The 16,887-nt window shown below is 65.0% G+C and carries 19 protein-coding genes; 16 read left to right on the top strand and 3 right to left on the bottom strand.

Annotated elements, in window-relative coordinates; all coding sequences use genetic code 11:
• Positions 1-9: 9 nt before the first annotated feature.
• Genes VMV82_01165 through VMV82_01210 form a run of 10 tightly spaced genes read left to right on the top strand, consistent with a single transcriptional unit; the run spans position 10 to position 9,065 of the window.
• Positions 10-909 (top strand): Asd/ArgC dimerization domain-containing protein, encoded by a 900-nt coding sequence (locus VMV82_01165; protein HUY40165.1) that lies wholly within the window; start codon positions 10-12, stop codon positions 907-909.
• Entirely contained in the window at positions 906-2,120 is a 1,215-nt protein-coding gene (locus tag VMV82_01170; GenBank protein ID HUY40166.1) for an aspartate kinase, read from the top strand. Before VMV82_01165 ends, VMV82_01170 begins: the two co-directional genes overlap by 4 nt.
• Positions 2,117-3,010, top strand: coding sequence for a 4-hydroxy-tetrahydrodipicolinate synthase (dapA, locus tag VMV82_01175; protein HUY40167.1), 894 nt, complete (start codon positions 2,117-2,119; stop codon positions 3,008-3,010). Before VMV82_01170 ends, dapA begins: the two co-directional genes overlap by 4 nt.
• Before the next feature lie 9 nt (positions 3,011-3,019).
• A complete protein-coding gene (locus VMV82_01180; GenBank protein ID HUY40168.1) occupies positions 3,020-3,757 on the top strand; it encodes a WecB/TagA/CpsF family glycosyltransferase in 738 nt (245 codons plus the stop codon).
• A gap of 5 nt (positions 3,758-3,762) precedes the next feature.
• A complete protein-coding gene (locus tag VMV82_01185; GenBank protein ID HUY40169.1) occupies positions 3,763-4,734 on the top strand; it encodes an NDP-sugar synthase in 972 nt (323 codons plus the stop codon).
• Positions 4,735-4,771: 37 nt separating this feature from the next.
• Positions 4,772-5,371 carry a phosphoribosyltransferase family protein gene (locus VMV82_01190; GenBank protein HUY40170.1) on the top strand — a complete coding sequence of 200 codons (600 nt, stop codon included), beginning with the start codon at positions 4,772-4,774 and terminating at the stop codon, positions 5,369-5,371.
• Complete coding sequence (gene ribD / locus VMV82_01195; protein ID HUY40171.1) at positions 5,368-6,456, top strand: bifunctional diaminohydroxyphosphoribosylaminopyrimidine deaminase/5-amino-6-(5-phosphoribosylamino)uracil reductase RibD; 1,089 nt, start codon at positions 5,368-5,370, stop codon at positions 6,454-6,456. Before VMV82_01190 ends, ribD begins: the two co-directional genes overlap by 4 nt.
• The gene (locus tag VMV82_01200) at positions 6,449-7,048 is read left to right on the top strand and encodes a riboflavin synthase (GenBank protein HUY40172.1); all 600 of its coding nucleotides are present in this window, start codon (positions 6,449-6,451) and stop codon (positions 7,046-7,048) included. Before ribD ends, VMV82_01200 begins: the two co-directional genes overlap by 8 nt.
• Positions 7,045-8,070: an alcohol dehydrogenase catalytic domain-containing protein gene (locus tag VMV82_01205; GenBank protein ID HUY40173.1), complete on the top strand. Its 1,026-nt coding sequence runs from the start codon at positions 7,045-7,047 to the stop codon at positions 8,068-8,070. The genes VMV82_01200 and VMV82_01205 overlap by 4 nt, the downstream gene beginning before the upstream one ends.
• Positions 8,055-9,065 (top strand): alcohol dehydrogenase catalytic domain-containing protein, encoded by a 1,011-nt coding sequence (locus tag VMV82_01210; protein ID HUY40174.1) that lies wholly within the window; start codon positions 8,055-8,057, stop codon positions 9,063-9,065. The genes VMV82_01205 and VMV82_01210 overlap by 16 nt, the downstream gene beginning before the upstream one ends.
• Positions 9,066-9,215: 150 nt before the next feature.
• Here VMV82_01210 and VMV82_01215 read toward each other — a convergent pair whose 3' ends face one another.
• Positions 9,216-9,881, bottom strand: coding sequence for a hypothetical protein (locus tag VMV82_01215; protein ID HUY40175.1), 666 nt, complete (start codon positions 9,879-9,881; stop codon positions 9,216-9,218).
• A 56-nt stretch (positions 9,882-9,937) separates the two neighbouring features.
• On the opposite strand from VMV82_01215, the gene VMV82_01220 reads away from it, so the two are divergent.
• On the top strand, positions 9,938-10,417 hold the full coding sequence (locus VMV82_01220; GenBank protein HUY40176.1) for a cupin domain-containing protein: 480 nt from the start codon (positions 9,938-9,940) through the stop codon (positions 10,415-10,417).
• Between the two features lie 102 nt (positions 10,418-10,519).
• Positions 10,520-10,846 carry a hypothetical protein gene (locus VMV82_01225; protein HUY40177.1) on the top strand — a complete coding sequence of 109 codons (327 nt, stop codon included), beginning with the start codon at positions 10,520-10,522 and terminating at the stop codon, positions 10,844-10,846.
• 49 nt (positions 10,847-10,895) lie between these two features.
• On the opposite strand, the gene VMV82_01230 is transcribed toward VMV82_01225, so the two are convergent.
• Both VMV82_01230 and VMV82_01235 read right to left on the bottom strand, forming a co-directional pair.
• On the bottom strand, positions 10,896-11,063 hold the full coding sequence (locus tag VMV82_01230; protein ID HUY40178.1) for a hypothetical protein: 168 nt from the start codon (positions 11,061-11,063) through the stop codon (positions 10,896-10,898).
• The gene (locus VMV82_01235) at positions 11,063-11,911 is read right to left on the bottom strand and encodes a hypothetical protein (protein ID HUY40179.1); all 849 of its coding nucleotides are present in this window, start codon (positions 11,909-11,911) and stop codon (positions 11,063-11,065) included. Before VMV82_01235 ends, VMV82_01230 begins: the two co-directional genes overlap by 1 nt.
• Positions 11,912-12,897: 986 nt before the next feature.
• Between VMV82_01235 and VMV82_01240 the strand changes: the two genes are divergently transcribed.
• The 4 genes from VMV82_01240 (at position 12,898) to ribH (ending at position 16,859) form a co-directional block, all read left to right on the top strand.
• Positions 12,898-14,121, top strand: a complete 1,224-nt coding sequence (locus tag VMV82_01240) for a transposase (protein ID HUY40180.1) — start codon at positions 12,898-12,900, stop codon at positions 14,119-14,121.
• A gap of 69 nt (positions 14,122-14,190) precedes the next feature.
• Positions 14,191-14,838: a hypothetical protein gene (locus tag VMV82_01245; GenBank protein ID HUY40181.1), complete on the top strand. Its 648-nt coding sequence runs from the start codon at positions 14,191-14,193 to the stop codon at positions 14,836-14,838.
• 135 nt (positions 14,839-14,973) lie between these two features.
• Positions 14,974-16,371, top strand: coding sequence for a bifunctional 3,4-dihydroxy-2-butanone-4-phosphate synthase/GTP cyclohydrolase II (locus VMV82_01250; GenBank protein HUY40182.1), 1,398 nt, complete (start codon positions 14,974-14,976; stop codon positions 16,369-16,371).
• The gene (gene ribH, locus VMV82_01255; GenBank protein HUY40183.1) at positions 16,368-16,859 is read left to right on the top strand and encodes a 6,7-dimethyl-8-ribityllumazine synthase; all 492 of its coding nucleotides are present in this window, start codon (positions 16,368-16,370) and stop codon (positions 16,857-16,859) included. Before VMV82_01250 ends, ribH begins: the two co-directional genes overlap by 4 nt.
• The last annotated feature ends 28 nt before the right edge of the window (positions 16,860-16,887 follow it).

A 16,887-nucleotide genomic window follows, 5' to 3' on the forward strand; every position in this document is an offset into this window, starting at 1 on the left:
GAGACGATCGTGCGCGTGTTGGAAGAGCGCGATCTCCCGATCGAGCGTATCGAGGCGTTCGCTTCTCGGTCGCGGCCCGGCGCGGTGCATTTTCGCGGCGTCGCTCTCGACGTCGAGCCGGCAACCCCCGAGCGCCTACGCGATTTCGACGTCATTTTCTTTGCCGGCGGTGAGGATGCGAGCGAGACGTTCGTGCCGGCTCTCGAGAAGCACGGCATCGTCGTCATCGACAACAGCGCAACCTTTCGCATGCGCGACGGCGTGCCGTTGCTGATCCCGGAGGTCAATGCGGATGCCGTCCGCGCGGAACATCGTCTCTTTCCCGTTGGGAACTGCACGGCGATCATTCTCTGCACGGCGCTCGCTCCCGTTCGCGATCTCGCCGGCTTACGCCGCGTGCACGTCGCCAGCTATCAGGCCGTGAGCGGAGCGGGCCGAGGCGCGTTGGAAGCCTTCGATCGCGGCGAGGGCGACGTCGTGCGCAACGTCGTTCCCAAGATTGGCGAGCTCGACGCCGGCGGCGAGAGCGGGGAAGAGCGCAAGGTGCGCGACGAGTCGCGCAAGATGCTCGGCCTCCCGCAGCTCGAGCTGAGCGCGGTGTGCGTCCGCGTACCCGTACGCACGGCTCATTCGGAGGCGGTGTTCTTCGAGACCGAGCGTTCCACGAGCGTTGCGGACCTCGGCGCGGCGTTCGAGCGCGCGCCGTCGATCGTCTTCCATCGCTCGGGCATCGTGACGCCACTCGACGTCGAGGGGACCGACGACGTGCACGTCGCTCGGCTGCGCGCGACCGACGCGTCGGGCCATCGCTTCAGCCTGTTTTGCGTCGGCGACCAACTGCGCAAAGGCGCCGCGACGAATGCCGTGCAGATTCTCGAGCTGCTGATGGAGAAGGGGCTCGTGCGATGAGTTCGGTCGCGGTCCTGAAGTTCGGCGGAACCTCCCTTGCGACGGCGGAGCAGCGCGCGATGGCGCGCCTGCGGATGCGTGAAGCGCTGGGCGAAGGCCACGCCGTCGTTGCGGTCGTCTCCGCGATGGGTCGTGCGCCGGAGCCATATGCAACGGATTCGTTGCTCGCTCTCGTCGACGGGCGCGCGAGCACGCGCAATTCGGACCTTCTGCTCGCAACGGGGGAGATGATTGCAGCTGCGGTCTTTGCGCAGGAGCTGGAAGCGGCGGGTACGCCGGCGGTCGCGCTGACGGGCGCGCAAGCTGGCATCGTCACCGACGAGCGCTTCGGGGACGCGACGATCCTGCGCGTCGATCCGGCGGCGCTGCGCGAAGTACTCGAGCGGCGTGCCGTTCCGGTGGTCGCCGGGTTTCAAGGCGCGAGCGAGAGCGGTGCCGTGGTAACGCTCGGGCGCGGCGGTACGGACCTTTCGGCGATCGCCATCGGCCACGCGCTTGGCGCCGAGCGCATCGACATCTACACCGACGTCAGCGGCGTGATGACTGCCGACCCGCAGCGCATCGGCGGCGCGCGAAGCGTCGAGCGGGCAACGCTCGAAGAGGTCACCGAGCTCGCGCAGCACGGTGCCAAGGTCATGCACTACAAGGCCGCCGAGTACGCGCGCCGGACCGGGACGCGGTATCGCATTCGCGGTCTAGCCACGGATCGAGGAACGCTCGTCGATGAAAGCGTCGATCACCACCGGCCCGTTACCGGCGTCGCCGTCTCGGAGCGTCTCACATGGGTGCGCGTGATTCGCGGAGACATCGAAAATGCGACGCGGCGAATGGAGACGGAGATCGAGATGTTTCGCCGCATCGCCGGCGCCGGCGTCTCGATCGATCAGGTTACGATCAATCAGGCCGGCGTGGCATTCGTCGTCGAGGGCGATCGGGGGAACGACGTGCGCCGCCTTCTCGGGGACTTGAACCTCGCGGTTCGCGTACGCGAAGGCTGCGCCAAGCTCTCGGTGGTCGGGAACGGCATGCGCGAGGCGCCCGGCGTGATCTACGAGCTGACCTCGGCGCTCGCGGAGGAGAATGTCGAGATCATTCACTGCACCGACAGCAACGTGACGATCTCCGTGCTCGTGCCGATGCAGGACGGCGCGCGCGCGGAGGAGGCCGTACACAGGCGCTTTGGGCTCGACGTCGGAGATCCCGTAGCATGAAACGACCGGCGACGATTCTCACCGCGATGGTAACGCCGTTCGACGCTCGAGGCAGCGTGAACGCGGGCGAAGCCAAGCGGCTCGCGACGTGGCTCGTCGATCGCGGAAACGACGGGCTCGTCGTGGCCGGATCCACCGGCGAGGGACAGACGCTCGACGCCCGAGAGCGCGAGGCGCTCGTTCGCAGCGTGAAGGAAGCCGTCGCCGGGCGCGCGCTGGTCGTTGCGAACGCCGGGTCGAACGACACGCGCGATTCGGTTGGCGCGGTGCGCGAGGCGGAGGCGGCCGGCGCCGACGCGATCCTCGCGGTCGTTCCGTACTACAACAAGCCGCCGCAGAGCGGGATGATCGCGCACTTTTCGGCCATTGCGGACGCCACGAGCCTGCCGGTATTTGTGTACAATATTCCCGGGCGCACGGGCGCCAACATGCTGCCCGAAACGCTGCTCGAGCTTGCGCGGCGCAGGAAGAACGTCGCCGGGGTGAAGGAGTCGAGCGGCGACCTCAAGCAGATCGCCACGATTCTCCGCGATCGCGGCGACGGATTCGTCGTGTGGGCGGGTGACGATCACCTCTTCCTTCCAACGCTGGCCCTGGGAGGCGACGGCGTCGTCGGCGTCGCCTCGCATCTTTGCTCGCGCGAGTATCGGCGGATGTTCGATGCATTCCGCGCAGGTGAGACTGCGGAAGCCGCTCGCATTCACGCATCGCTCTTGGATCTGATCGACGCGCTGTTTGCGACGTCGAGCCCAATTCCGGTGAAGTGGGCGATGGCGCAGCTCGGCTTCGATGTCGGCGCGTGCCGCCTGCCGCTCGATGCGATGCCGGCCGCGCTCGCCGACCGGCTGCGGCCGCTGCTCGCGCCGTACGCCGCCGCCGCCATGTCCTAAGGGAAGCGCGTGCGAATCCTCGGCTGCAGACTCGACGACGTCGACGCGCGCGAGGCCGTCGAACGCATCCTCGCGCTCGCGCACTCGAGCGATGGCGCGCAGGTGGTGACGCTCGGCACCGAGATGGTTGTGTACGCGCAGCGCGACGCGCGTTTTCGCGCCGCGATCAACGCGAGCGCCCTTTCGCTGTGCGACACCGTCGGATTGCTCTGGGTCGCGCGCAGACGCGGAGCGCGTTTACGCCGCCGCGTCGCCGGCGTCGAGCTGATCGAAGCGCTTTGCGCGGGCGCCGGTCGCGAAGGCATTCGCGTCTATTTTCTCGGTGGAGCGCAAGGCGTCGCGCAGGCCGCTGCCGAGCGGCTGCGCGCCCGCTATCCCGGCTTGCTCGTTGCCGGAACGCGGAACGGCTACTTCGACGAGCGCGAGAGCCCAAGCGTCGTCGAAGACGTTCGTGCCGGCGGGGCGCGGCTGCTCTTCTGCGGCCTCGGGTTTCCACGCCAGGAGTTTTGGCTTGCCGAGCATCTCCGTGCGACGGGCTGCGGCGTGGGCATCGGCGTGGGTGGATCGTTCGACGTGATCGCTGGAAGGGTTCGGCGCGCGCCTGCCGCGTGGCGAACGCTCGGGATCGAATGGCTCTACCGTCTGCTAAAGGAGCCGCAGCGCTGGCGGCGGCAACTCGCACTGCCGGTCTTCGTCGCGCTCGTCGCACGTGACGCGCTCGGCGCGAGGAAGGAGGGCGGTTCCTGAAAGCGATGATTCTCGCGGGCGGCCTCTCGACGCGGTTATATCCGTTGACGAAGACCGTCCCTAAGCCACTCGTTCCGGTGCTCGGCGAGCCGAATATCGCGCATGTCATCCGGTACCTGAAGAGGTTCGGGATCACGGAGATCGCGACGAACGTGTTCTACTTTGCCGACGCGATCCGCGCCGCGCTCGGCGACGGCTCACGCTTCGGCGTTCGCCTGACGTATCTCGACGAGCCGAGCTTGAGCGGAAGCGCCGGTGCCGTAAAACTGATGCAGCCGTTTCTCGTCGAGAGCGATCCGTTCGTTGTCGTCGGGTGCGACGACATCACGAATCTCGATCTCGATGCGCAGATCGGCTTTCACCGCGAGCGCAAGGCGATCGCGACCATCGGCTTGGTGGAGCGCGACGACGTGCGCGAGTATGGCGTGGTCGTCGTCAACGGCGAGGGGAAGGTCGTCGGATTTCAGGAGAAGCCGCAACCCGGCGAGGAGCGTAGCCACTTCGTGAACACCGGCATCTACGTCTTCTCGCCGTTGATCTTCGAGCGCATTCCAGCAAACAGCGTGTACGATTTCGGCAAGCAGGTCTTTCCGAGGCTGCAGCAGGATGGCGCCGCATTCTATGGGTTCACGGCAGAAGACGCCTACTGGTGCGACATCGGCACGCCCGCCGAGTACCGGCGCGTAACGCGCGATCTTCTCGCCGGCACGTTCTCGCTGCCCGAGACGCACGTAGGCGGCGACGTTTGGACGGGACGCGGAGCCAGGGTCGCTCCGGATGCCGTCATCGTCGGGCCGAGCGTCATCGGCGACGGTGTCGTCGTCGAGAGTGGCGCGCGCATCGAGCGCAGCATCCTCTGGCAGGAGGCAGTCGTCGAGCGCGGCGCGGTCGTTGCCGGTTCGATCGTCGGCTCCCGCTACCGCGTCGCTGCCGGCGCGCGCCTCGATAACGCGATCGTCGGCAACGACGAGCCCTGAGACTCGTCGCCCCGCTGCGACGCGTGAAGGGCAGAGTATGTGGCAGCGAACATTAGACGTTCTCTTTCCGGCGCAGTGCGGTGGCTGCAGCGAAATAGGAAGTGGATATTGCGACCGGTGCGCGGCCGAAGCCGAGTCGTGCTCCGAGCGCCGAGGGGAGCTCGCGGTGCGCGCGTTCGGCGCGTACGCGGGCTCTCTGCGCCGCGCAGTCCTCGCCATGAAGGACGGACGCCGCGACGTCGCGCGAGCGCTCGGCGAGCGGCTCGCAGCGTTGGTCTCCGAGCGCTCGATCCTCGTGCCGGTCCCGACGACCGCCGCGCGCCGCAGAGCGCGCGGCATGGACGGCGGCGTAGAGCTTGCGCGATCTGCCGCGTCGCTCGGCGGCATATCGCTGCGAGAGCCTCTCGTCCACGCGGCGCGTGACGCACAACGCGGCCGTTCGCGGGCGGATCGGCTCGGCGCGCGCGGTCGCTTCGCCTGCCGCGAACGGTTCGGCGGCGAGCGCGTCGTTCTCGTGGACGACGTGTGCACGACCGGCGCGACGCTCGTCGACTGCGCGAGCGCGCTGCATGCGGCAGGTGCGACGGTGCGCGAAGCGGTGGTCGTTGCGCTGGCGCCGAATCACGGCCGGTCGTGATCTCGGACCTCGATCGCCTCTTTCTCGATCGCACCTACGAGCTGGCAGCGCGCGGTATCGGCAATACCGCGCCGAATCCGCCCGTGGGAGCCCTCGTCGCGCGCGACGCGACGGTGCTCGGCGAGGGGTACCATCATCGTGCCGGTGAGGCGCACGCCGAAGTCAACGCTCTCTCGCAGGCCGGCAACGCGAGCGGCGCGACGCTCTACGTTTCGCTCGAGCCGTGCAAACACGCCGGCAAGACGCCGCCGTGCACGCAAGCGATTCTCGCATCGCGCGTATCGCGCGTGGTCGTCGGTGCTACGGATCCCACGTCGTACGGCGGCGGCGCGCACGCGTTGCGCGAGCGCGGCGTGGATGTCGACGTTGCCGGCGACGACGCAGCCCGGGAGCTCGTCGCGATCTTTGCGGGCAGCGTCGAGCGCGGGCGGTGCTACGTCGCGCTGAAGATGGCGATGTCGCTCGACGGTTACGTCGCATCGCGACCGGGCGTCGCGGAATGGATTACGTCGGAGGAGGCGCGGCTCTACGTTCGCGATCTGCGCTGTGCGTACGACGCCGTCATGGTCGGCGCGGGGACAGTGCGCATCGACGATCCGCAGCTCACGGTGCGGCCGGCGGCGCAGCGGCTACGCGCGTTCGTGCGCATCGTGCTCTGCGAGAGCGAAGGCGTCCCCGCGGACCGGCGAATCTTCACGTCAGTGCCGGGGTATGCGCGCACGATCGTGCTGGCGCCGGCTGGGGGGCGCGCGCGGTTCTCGGCGCTGGAGAGCGTCGCCGACGTGCTCTACGTCGGTGACGCCGATGATGACGAGCTCGATCTCGAGCGTGCGTTGCAAGCGCTGCGCACGAGGGGAATCGCAAGCGTGCTATGCGAGGGCGGCCCGACCTTGGCGGCGCGCCTCATCGGGCACGGATTGGTCGACAAGATCTACTGGGCAATCGCGCCGATCGTGCTGGGCGGCGAAGCGGCCGTGCCGGTTCTCGCCGGAACTGAGCTCGACGGCGGCCCCCGCCGCCTGCGGTTCGAGCGGCTCGAGCGCGTCGGGAGCGACGCGATGCTCAGCGGACGTTTCGATGTTTAGCGGGCTCGTCGCGTACCGCGGGACGGTTCGTGCGCTGGAACGCGGCGGTTCCGGCGCGACCCTGCGCGTCGCGTGCGAGGGCGTGGCAGACGAACACCCGTCCGTAAAGGATTCGATCGCGATCGACGGCGCGTGCCTGACCGCAACGCGCATCGAGGGCGACGCGATCTCGTTCGACGTGGTTCCCGAGACGCTCGCGCGTACGACGCTCGGGGACTTGCGCGAAGGTGACGCCGTGAATGTGGAGTACGCGTTGCGGCTCGGCGACCGCATGGGCGGACACTTCGTCTACGGCCACGTCGACGCGGCGCTGCGCGTGCTCAGCGTCACCGGCGAAGGGCAGGGAAAGCGCATGCGTGTCGAACGCCCGCACGCGCTCGCGCGCGCCCTCGCCGAGAAGGGCTTCGTTGCGCTCGACGGCGTGAGCCTGACCGTGGCTGCGGTGGGCGAGGGATGGTTCGAGGCCGCGCTGATCCCGGAGACGCTCGTGCGCACGACGCTCGGGAGTCGCGCTGCGAGAGATCGCGTGAACGTCGAGATCGATCCGATCGCGCGCTACGCGATGGCGGCTGCAGATGCGGTGCGCGGTTGAGCGCGACGTCGCGGGTGGCCGTGCTGCTCGAGCCAGGTCGCCTCGAGCTGCGCGAGGAGGCGCGGCCGACGCCGCAGGCGGGCGAGCTCGTCGTGCGCGTTCGCGCGGCGCTGACCGACGGAACCGATCTGAAGACCTATCGCCGCGGTCACCCGCAGATGCCGACGCCGACGCGCTTCGGCCACGAGTTCTCGGGCGACGTCGCGGCCGCCGGCGAAGGCGTAACGGCGTTCGCGCCCGGCGATGCGGTGATGTGCGTGCACACCGCACCGTGCCGCGCGTGCTTCTGGTGCGCGCAAGGAGAGGAGGAGCTCTGCGAGCGCCTGATGTCGACGATGGTGCTCGGTGCGTATGCGGATTACGTCACCCTTCCGCAGGCCCTGGTCGCGCAGAACTGCTTTCACAAGCCGGCAGATCTTTCGTACCGTGAAGCGGCGTTTCTCGAACCGCTGTCGTGCGTCGTGCACTCGCTCGAGACGGCGCGGCCCCAGGGAAGCGTCGCGATCGTCGGCGACGGCGCCTTCGGACTGCTGCACGCGCTCGTCTTGCGCGAGCGAGGCGTGGATGCGATTGTCATCGGGCGGCGCGCCGAGCGGCTCGAGCGCGCGCGCTCGTACGGCTTCGATCCGGTCGACGCCCGCGCGGCCGATCCCGTACGAGTCGTGCGCGAGCGAACCGGCGGGCGCGGAGCCGACGCGGTAATCGAATGCACGGGGACGCAGAGCGCGTGGGAGGAGGCGCCATCGCTCGTGCGGCGGGGCGGCACCGTCTCGCTCTTCGGAGGGCTGGCGGCTGGATCGCGCGTCAGCTTCGAGGCTGCGCGCCTGCATTACGACGAAGTTCGCGTGCGCAGCCCGTTCCATTTTACGCCGCGCGCCGTCAGGGATGCGCGGTACCTGCTCGTCGAGCGGCGCATCGACGTCGGGCCGCTGATCACGCATACGTATCCGCTGCACGAGATCGCGAGCGCGTTTGCGCGCCTCGATTCGGGCGAAGGCATGAAAGCGTGCATCGAGCCGTGAGAGCCGCCGTTCTCTATGCCGTCGACGATATTCGCATCGAAGAACGACCTGTTCCGCAGATCGCCGAAGGGGAGCTGCTCGTGCGGACGCACGCGTGCGGGATCTGCAGCGGCGACGTCATGGGGTGGTACGTGAAACGCAAAGCGCCTTTGGTCTTCGGTCACGAGCCGGCGGGCGTCGTCGCGGCCGTGGGTCCGGGCGAGCCTCCGGCGGACGATTCGGGCCGCGCGTTCGCCGCCGGAGACCGGGTCTTCGCACACCATCACGCACCATGCTTTGTCTGTGCGGCTTGCTCGCGTGGCGACTTCGTGCAGTGCGAGCGGTGGCGCGCGAGCGCCATCGACCCCGGCGGCATGGCCGAATACTTTCGCGTTCCGCGCGAGAACGTGCGCGACACCCTGCGTCTTCCCGACGACGTCTCGTTCGAAGATGCCTCGCTCGTAGAACCGCTCGCCTGCGTCGTGAAGTCGCTGCGCAGGGGCGCAGTGCGTGCGGGAGAGACGCTGCTCGTGATGGGGCTCGGCATCATGGGGCAACTGCACGTGCTGGCCGCGCGCGCGCTCGGCGCGCGCGTGCTCGCGAGCGATTTCATCGAGACGCGCCGCGCTCTCGCAGCGAAAAACGGCGCGCTCGCGCTCCATCCGCGAGAGGTCGAGGAGGGCGCGGACGTCGTCGTCTGCGGGCCCGGAACGCCGGAGGCGCTTGGGAGCGCGCTTGCGACCGTGCGGCCCGGAGGCACGGTCGTCATGTTCACCCCGTTCGATCCAGCCGCTCGTGCCGCATTCGATGCGGAGCGTTTCTATTTCAAGGACTTGCGGCTCGTCGCGAGTTATTCCAGCGGACCGAACGACACGCGCGAAGCGCTGGCGCTCGTCGCGAGCGGCGTCGTATCCGCGAAAAGCGTCGGCGCGCAGACGTTTGCGCTCGAGGAGGCGGCGGCGGCCCACCGCGCGCTCGCGCAAGCGCAAATCGTCAAGCCGATCGTCGTCTTCTAGACGCGAGCTTGCGCGGTCTTAGGAATGGAGAGCAGGAGCAGGATCAACGCGAGGAAGACCCAGATTGCCGAGACGATCGGCGCGGCGTATGTGCCGTAGCCCGTCACGCCGGCGGAATCGCTGTGCGCGCCTCTTATGGGCAGCAGCGCCTTAAGCGGTATTCCTCGGCACCGAGACCATAAGCACGATCGACGCGATGAGGACCCAGACCCCCGAGAGAATCGGTGTGACGTACGTTCCATATCCCGCGACGCCCCAGGTGTCGCTCGTCGCGAAGACCGAGAGCGTGTAGACGAAGTCGACGATGAAGACCAAGTAGCCAAAGAGATTCAGCCATCCCGGCATCAAGCCCTTACGACGGGACTCGTGCGCCACGCCGAAAGCGAACGCGGCGAACGCGCCCATCGAAAAAACGAAGAGCACGACGTCGAAGACGTAGAGCGTCGGTAGTACGGCCGTCGCGCCGGGGCTCCGGATTGCAGCGGCAGCCAGGAGCGCCGAACTCGCGAGCGTGAGTGCGCCCCATATGACCGCACCGCCGCGACCCCACTGGCCGAGGCTGCGGTCGCCATCCGACGCATCGCGGAGATAGTCGAAGAGTCCGTACGCAAACCAGAGGATGAAGGCAACGGCGGGCACGGCGAGCCAGGCGCCGAGGGCCATGCCGAATGTGTGGGTCGAGAGAAACGCCGCCATCTCTGCCGACGTGGCCGAAACCGGCGGAAACTGGCCCGGCAACACGCCGGAGAGCACGAAGAGAATAGCGCCCAGGATGCCCGAGTAGGCGGCGGAGCGCTCCATACGGCGATTTTGCATGCTTATGTCGCTTTGGCAGGCAGGCGTGCCGTTCCTCGGGCTAGGAACCCAATCGCATGCGAAAGGTCAACACCAACGATATCGGGCCTCAGACGTGGTCGTCTCCGAAGGGGAGCTTTGCCGGCGAAGGCATCCAGATATCCGAGGCGCTCGGCCGAAAGCCGCTCTCGACGGATCTGCGCGAGCGCCATCCGTTCGACGTCGAGATTCTGCGGATCCCACCCGGCAAAGTGGCGTATCCATATCATTCACATAGCGCGCAGTGGGAGTTCTATCACATCATCGCGGGATCGGGCAGCGTGCGTCACAGCGAGGGATCGACGCCGATCATTGCCGGCGACGCGTTCATCTTCGAGCCCGGCGAGCCGCATCAGCTCATTGCGGACCCCACGCAAACGCTCGTCGTCTACGTCGTTGCCGACAATCCCATCGGCGAATCGACGCATTATCCCGATAGCGACAAGTGGGCCGTACGCTCGCCGGAGCGACGCCTCATGCGCTCGGAGTCTTTGGACTACTTCGACGGCGAAGAGTAAGGAAGTAGGACGGCCTCAGGCGCCTCAGATGTATCGTCTTGACCCGAGCAAGAGATCGAAGAGATCTTCGAATACGTTACCAAGCCAAGGAGCCTGCCGCCGATGACGGGAGCCATTCAGTTCTCCTTCGGGCGCACCATCCTAGGTGCTATCGGCGGGTTAATCCTCTGCATAGTTGCAGCGTTTGTCGCGGGGCTACGCGAGTGCGGGCCATCATTGGCTGGTGAAGCGCCAGTGGTTGCACTTCTGGGGCCCATATTCTATTGGAAAGGCGCGCTTGCCGTCGTGATCATCAGCGCCGTATTCGGCGGCCTTATCAAGATGCGCGGATCAGTGATTCTTCTCACCTTCCTTCTTGTTGCGCTGGCGATGATTGGCGCCGCGTGGTTGCTCGTGCCTCCGCTGGAGGGTGGATGCACTCCCATCTAGCGAAGCGGTGGCGCAAGGGCCTTGCGCCCCGGTCGCGCTGCCAAGTCTCCTATTCATCAGGAGTAGACCGCTTCGTGGGCTCAGCGATCTTCTCAACAATCTCTTCGACCTCTTCCTCGGCTTTCTTGAGGTCCTCTTTGGAAACGGAGAAGATGCGCCTCGCGAACTCCTCGAAGCGTTGCATCGGCGTGTCGCCGTCGCGAGACTTACGTTTCATTATTGGTGTATATCGGGAAACCGAACGATGTGTTTGCCGCCAAATGCTGTGGGCGCGCGGCTGTGTTGCGGGAAGGTTGCGCCATGCACATCCGTCAGATTCGTCTGAGTCGGGTCAGCGATGGCTACAGCCTGATAGCCCGTGCGGTCGATCAGCACTATTCGAAGCTCTTGTACGTAGCTCTCGTCTTTGGGATAGGCGAAAAACACCCATCCCGATACGACCCCGCCTGGTTGTATTGGGCGTTCAGTTTCAATGCCTAGGTCCATCGCCCTCGGCATAGGCCAACCAACTCCAAACCGATTCGACGAGAAATAATAGTCAACTCCGTCGTCTTGGTCCGGCATTGTTGCAAGCGGAACCCACTGCCCATCTATCAGGGCTTGAGCCTCGTACTTCGCAAGCCAAAGCTCCGTCGCTCCGTTGAAGAGGCGGATGTAGACGGAGGCATTTACTGGACTAACAACGTCGTGCGAGGGTACATATGCGAACCATCCTGCTGCGGTTGAGGCAGAGCCCTTTGACCAGTAAGCATAGGGAATCGCGGCAACGAATAACGGGGGCCGCAGATGCTCATATGCTGTGGCTCCAATAACCCCTAGAAAAGTAACTACTACCAAGATCGTCATTGGGATAGGCCAGGGTTGCTCTATTCTCGGTACAGGAGCATTCGGCACAAGCAGCGGCATGGACAGACGCTGCTCCTTCTGTTCAATGCTCAGGTACGCGCTATAGACGCTACCGATCATCAGGGCCACCAGCATCGCTATAATGAGAGCAGCGCCTAGGACAACGTGATTGAGCAGCACGACGGCAAATCCGAGAATCCCGACGATCTCGGAACTCACGCGAAACGCCTTCGGCGTGCTGTCCCACGCGAGTTGCACGAATCCGGCTGGACCTTTAGCCACAACGGGCACGGTTCGCCCGCATGCCACGCTCCCCCGGCCATCACGAGGGCTGGTGACTCATGTGGCTTTGCCTACAAAAGCGCGGTTGCCCATAAAATCAACCCGCTGCACAAAAATCACCCCGAAATTCACACGCGGTCCACAAGGAATCCCAGGGGACCCGGTAGCGAACGTATGTTTTCAGCGAGTCGCGATCTTGCGACTCACCCCTGAATAATAAGGAGTCCCAAATGGCCGAGAAGGAAAAGCCAACCGGCAAGCTCGCAAGCGCCGCCGCGAAGGCTCTCCACGACCCAAGAACGGCGACCCCGGCGATCATACGGAGCCTCGCCGCGCGCGTACTCGACTCGGAGAAGAACGACCCCCAACCCCACAAGAAGGGGAAGTAGGCAACTTCTCAACCGAGACAATAGCACCGGCAGGGATGACCATGATGCCACTACCCTGCCGGTTTTCTTTTTCGTCCGGGTATGCGATATGAGGAGCAACCGTCTTTGATCGCTCGTCCTCGGCTATTAGGTAGCCGACCGAAACGCACTCCAGCGAATCGACGCCGCGCCATTCTTTGAGATCGTGCCATCCGCGCGGGCTGCTGCTATCCAGCCATATAATTCGCACCAGGGGCCACGGCAACCGTTCCCTCATGCTGCCGCCCCCGCTAGATCAGCGGCTTTTCTTGCGCTCCTGGCGCGGCGTATTCCAATATGGGCTCTTGCACCTTGGGCAGACCCGAGGCTCCTGGTCCTTATCTCGGGGAAGCCATTCGTGATCGCACCGCTCGCAGCGGTAGCCCGTGAGTTTGACCTTCGGCATGGCCCCACTATATACCCTAAAGGAATACCCGTCAAGTATATCCTCTTGGGGTTGACGAGAGCCTTCCTCTGTGGTATATTCCTAGTAGAGATATACAGGAGGGTACAGGGATGGAAGCACGGGAGCAACGGGGCTTGGAGATCGCCGCAAAGACGCACCTGGAGCAGGGCAAGGGCGGCAAATGGCTCGTGCCCTCGTCCAAGGGCGACGGCTCCTACACCGTGGACCCGACCGTGTGGGATGGGACGACCTGCACTTGCCCCGACTACGAGTTGCATCGGTCGGCCTGCAAGCACGTCTATGCCGTCGAGTACACCATCCGCCGCGAGACGAAGGCCAAGGACGGAACGGTGACGACCGAGACGATCACCTACCGCCAGGAGTGGAGCGCATACAATGCCGCGCAGACAAACGAGAAGGCGCGCGTTGCCGAGCTTCTGCACGATCTCTGCTCGGTAATCGACAACCCAATTCAGAAGCGCGGTCGCCCGCGTCTTGCGCTCGCAGACTCGACCTTCTGCGCCGCGATGAAAGTCTATTGCGGAATGTCGGCCCGTCGCACCGCCGTCGATCTTCGGGAGCTTGCCGCTCGCGGCTTCATCGACCGTGCACCGCACTACAACTCCGTGCTCAATGCGCTGGAGAACCCTGACTTGACGCCGATTCTCAAGGCTCTTATCGAGGAGAGCGCGAGTCCGCTCGCCGCGCTCGAAACGGACTTCGCCGCCGATTCCTCGGGCTTCTCCACGAACACCTATGCTCGATGGTACGATCACAAGTACGGTCGCGAGACGAGCTACAACCGCTGGCTCAAGGCGCATATCATGGTTGGAACCCGTACGAACGTCGTCACGAGCGTCGAGGTGACGGAATCGAACGTCAACGACTCCCCGATGCTTCCCGCGCTCCTCAACACGTCGGCCAAGCGGTTTCAAATGAAGCGCGTCTCCGCCGATAAGGGCTACCTTGCGGAGTCGAACGTCCTGGCGATCACCGCGCACGGTGCCGAACCATTCATCGCGCCGAAGGTCAACACCGCATTCACTCGTCCGCTTGACGCAAGCCGCAGAAAAGCCGCCGCATGGGACAAGATGCTCGGCTACTACCTGTATCGCAGAGAGGACTTTCTGAAGCACTACCATCGCAGGTCCAACGTCGAAACAACCTTCGCCATGATTAAGGCCAAGTTCGGGAGCCGCGTTCGTTCTAAGACTGCTATCGCGGCCACGAATGAGGTCCTCTGTAAGGTTCTCTGCCACAACCTGTGCGTGTTGGTGCAGTCCGCGTACGAGCTTGGAATCGAAGCGACGTTCTGGGGAAAGCAAAGCGCCTAGTAATGAACGAATCATCGGTGGGGCTTTCGGTTAGCAACGAAGAACCAGGCAACGCACGACGCAATTCCAATGGAGGATAATGCGAACGCTGCTAAAACCGCATCTTCCAGAATGTCAAGGTTGGCGGTGCTAGGCCACGATTTAGACTGGTGGAATGGGGTAATGCTCTTGTCGCTGCTGTTCGCGGCACTTGTGGCATTTGCGGTCGCTGGAACGACTAGCATTGTCATCCATCTCCAGCGACAAGAGGCCCAGGCAGCCAAAGTTACAATCGCATCTCTAGAGAACGATGCCGCACAGGCACGCCTTGAACAGGAACGCCTCAAAGAGCAACTCGCGTGGCGTGTTATACCGTCAGCTAACGCGGTGATATTAGAACGGATACTAGCTGCCCACCCTGGTTCCGTTAATCTAAAGTTCACCACTGGCGACTCGGAGGCTATATATTTAGCCGTGCAATTCTCTAGGATTTTTGAGCAAGCGCATTGGCGCGTTGCTTCAGGTGCCCTCTCGTTCACGGGCGCAGTAGTCTTCGGAATACGGTTGTTACCTGGCTCGGCAGGGCCGGACGGCCAAACGCTAAGAGAGGCGTTGTCGGCAGCCGGCATGCCATTCTCAACCGAGGCCCTCCCACCGGTCACTATGGAGTTCGCTATGGGCAATTTTCCGAACGCGCCCACGTTGATGATCGGCTCAAAGTCGCCGCCTGCCATATAGGTTGGCGCGCAGCCGACGCTTGCCCATAAAAGCACGGCGCTGCCCACAAAAGAGGGCCACAAACGCCCTTTATGGGCAAACCCGACTCATGTATATCGACTTGACATTCGTAAACTCCCATTCTAATCTTGACGTGTGGAGAAAGGGTTTGCCGGGCGGTTGAACGCTGCCATGGAGGGAGCGGGACTGAGCGCTGCCGAGCTCGCGGATCGCTCGGGCTTGACGGAATCGGCCATATCGCTGCTGCGTGCCGGACGGCGCGAGCCTTCCTATAGAACGCTGCAGCGCTTGACGCATGTCATCCCGGCCCTCGCGTCGGAGCTGACAGGGGATTCGAACCCCTTCGATGCGATCGAGGGAGCCGTCGCCGATATCCGCGTCGGCAAGATGGTCGTCGTCCTAGACGACGAGGATCGCGAGAACGAAGGCGACCTCGTGATGGCCGCGCAGATGGTGACGCCGGACGCTATCAACTTCATGCGCCGGCATGGCGGCGGCCTCATCTGCGTTCCGCTGCCGGCGCGAAGGCTGGACGAGCTCCAACTCCCTCAGATGGTGAGCGACAACACGGCGCTGCACGAGACGGCCTTCACCGTCTCGGTCGAGGCGCGGGGCCTCACGACGACCGGCATCTCCGCTCCCGACCGTGCGGCGACCATCAAGAAGTTGCTCGATCCCGAAGCGCGGCCGTCTGACTTCCTACGCCCGGGGCACACGTTTCCGCTGCGCGCGCGTGAAGGCGGCGTGCTCGTACGCGCCGGACAGACCGAAGCCGCCGTCGATCTCGCGCGCCTTGCCGGGCTGTACCCGGCGGGCGTCATCTGCGAGATCATGGCCGACGACGGAACGATGGAGCGGCGCGACGGCTTGCGCAGCTTTGCTGATCGCCACGGCATGAAGCTCATCACCGTCAAGGACTTGATCGCGTATCGCATGCGCAATGAGAAGCTCGTCAAGCGCGTGGCCGAGTTCACGCTTCCTACGACGAACGGCACGTGGCGCGGGGTCGCCTACGAGAATACCGTCGATAGCAACGCGCACGTCGCGCTCGTCATGGGGGAGATCGGTGACGGAAAGGACGTTCTCGTGCGCGTCCATTCGGAGTGCTTGACGGGTGATGCCCTCCACTCCCTGCGCTGCGACTGTGCGGCACAGCGCGACGGCGCCATGGCGATGATCGCCGAAGAAAAGCGCGGCGTCTTCTTGTATCTCCGCCAGGAAGGCCGCGGCATCGGGCTTGCGAACAAGCTGCGCGCGTACGAACTGCAAGATCGCGGTGCGGACACCGTCGAGGCAAACATCGCGCTCGGACTTCCCGTGGACAAGCGGGATTACGGGATCGGTTCGCAGATCCTGCACGATCTCGGCGTGCGCGCGATGCGCGTGATCACCAACAACCCGAAGAAGATATTCGGGCTCGAGGGATACGGCCTCACGATCGCATCCCGCGTTCCGCTCCACACGCTGCCGACGCCGCACAACGAGCGCTACATCGCGACCAAGCGCGCAAAACTCGGTCACCTGGTCTCGTGAAACGCGACCGCGGAGCAGCTGCGCTCCCGGATTGCGGCGGAAAGCGCTTCGCACTCGTCGTGGCGCGCTTCTATCCGCAGATTGCCGATCGGCTGGTCGAGGGGGCGCGGCGCGCGCTGCGCGATTGCGCCGTGCGCGACGAAGACGTCGCACTGTACGAAGCTCCCGGCTGCTTCGAGATTCCGCTGCTCTGCCGGAACCTCGTTGCGGCGGAGCACTTCGACGCGCTCGTCGCACTCGGGGCGGTGATCCAAGGCGCAACGCCGCACTTCACGTTCGTCGCCGCAGAGTGCGCGCGCGGCATCATGCAGGTGCAGCTTTCGACGGGCGTCCCGATCGGCTTCGGCGTTCTGACGACGACGACGCAGCAGCAAGCGGAGGAGCGCGCGGATCCCGGGCGCGGCGACAAAGGGTACGACGCCGCGCTGGCCGCCGCGCTCCTGACGGTCACGCCCTCGGACCTTCCCCGCGCCGGCTTCCGAGCGTAGCGCGGGGCGCAGGGATTCGCAGTCCCGG

The sequence above is a fragment of the Candidatus Dormiibacterota bacterium genome (genome assembly GCA_035532035.1).
GTDB lineage: Bacteria > Vulcanimicrobiota > Vulcanimicrobiia > Vulcanimicrobiales > Vulcanimicrobiaceae > Tyrphobacter.

Excerpts from the sequence above, each read along its gene's own strand:
- VMV82_01170 (HUY40166.1), top strand. The coding sequence starts at position 906 with ATGAGTTCGGTCGCGGTCCTGAAGTTCGGCGGAACCTCCCTTGCGACG.
- dapA (HUY40167.1), top strand. The coding sequence starts at position 2,117 with ATGAAACGACCGGCGACGATTCTCACCGCGATGGTAACGCCGTTCGAC.
- VMV82_01185 (HUY40169.1), top strand. The coding sequence starts at position 3,763 with ATGATTCTCGCGGGCGGCCTCTCGACGCGGTTATATCCGTTGACGAAG.
- VMV82_01190 (HUY40170.1), top strand. The coding sequence starts at position 4,772 with ATGTGGCAGCGAACATTAGACGTTCTCTTTCCGGCGCAGTGCGGTGGC.
- VMV82_01200 (HUY40172.1), top strand. The coding sequence starts at position 6,449 with ATGTTTAGCGGGCTCGTCGCGTACCGCGGGACGGTTCGTGCGCTGGAA.
- VMV82_01215 (HUY40175.1), bottom strand. The coding sequence starts at position 9,881 with ATGCAAAATCGCCGTATGGAGCGCTCCGCCGCCTACTCGGGCATCCTG.
- VMV82_01220 (HUY40176.1), top strand. The coding sequence starts at position 9,938 with ATGCGAAAGGTCAACACCAACGATATCGGGCCTCAGACGTGGTCGTCT.
- VMV82_01225 (HUY40177.1), top strand. The coding sequence starts at position 10,520 with ATGACGGGAGCCATTCAGTTCTCCTTCGGGCGCACCATCCTAGGTGCT.
- VMV82_01230 (HUY40178.1), bottom strand. The coding sequence starts at position 11,063 with ATGAAACGTAAGTCTCGCGACGGCGACACGCCGATGCAACGCTTCGAG.
- VMV82_01240 (HUY40180.1), top strand. The coding sequence starts at position 12,898 with ATGGAAGCACGGGAGCAACGGGGCTTGGAGATCGCCGCAAAGACGCAC.
- VMV82_01245 (HUY40181.1), top strand. The coding sequence starts at position 14,191 with ATGGAGGATAATGCGAACGCTGCTAAAACCGCATCTTCCAGAATGTCA.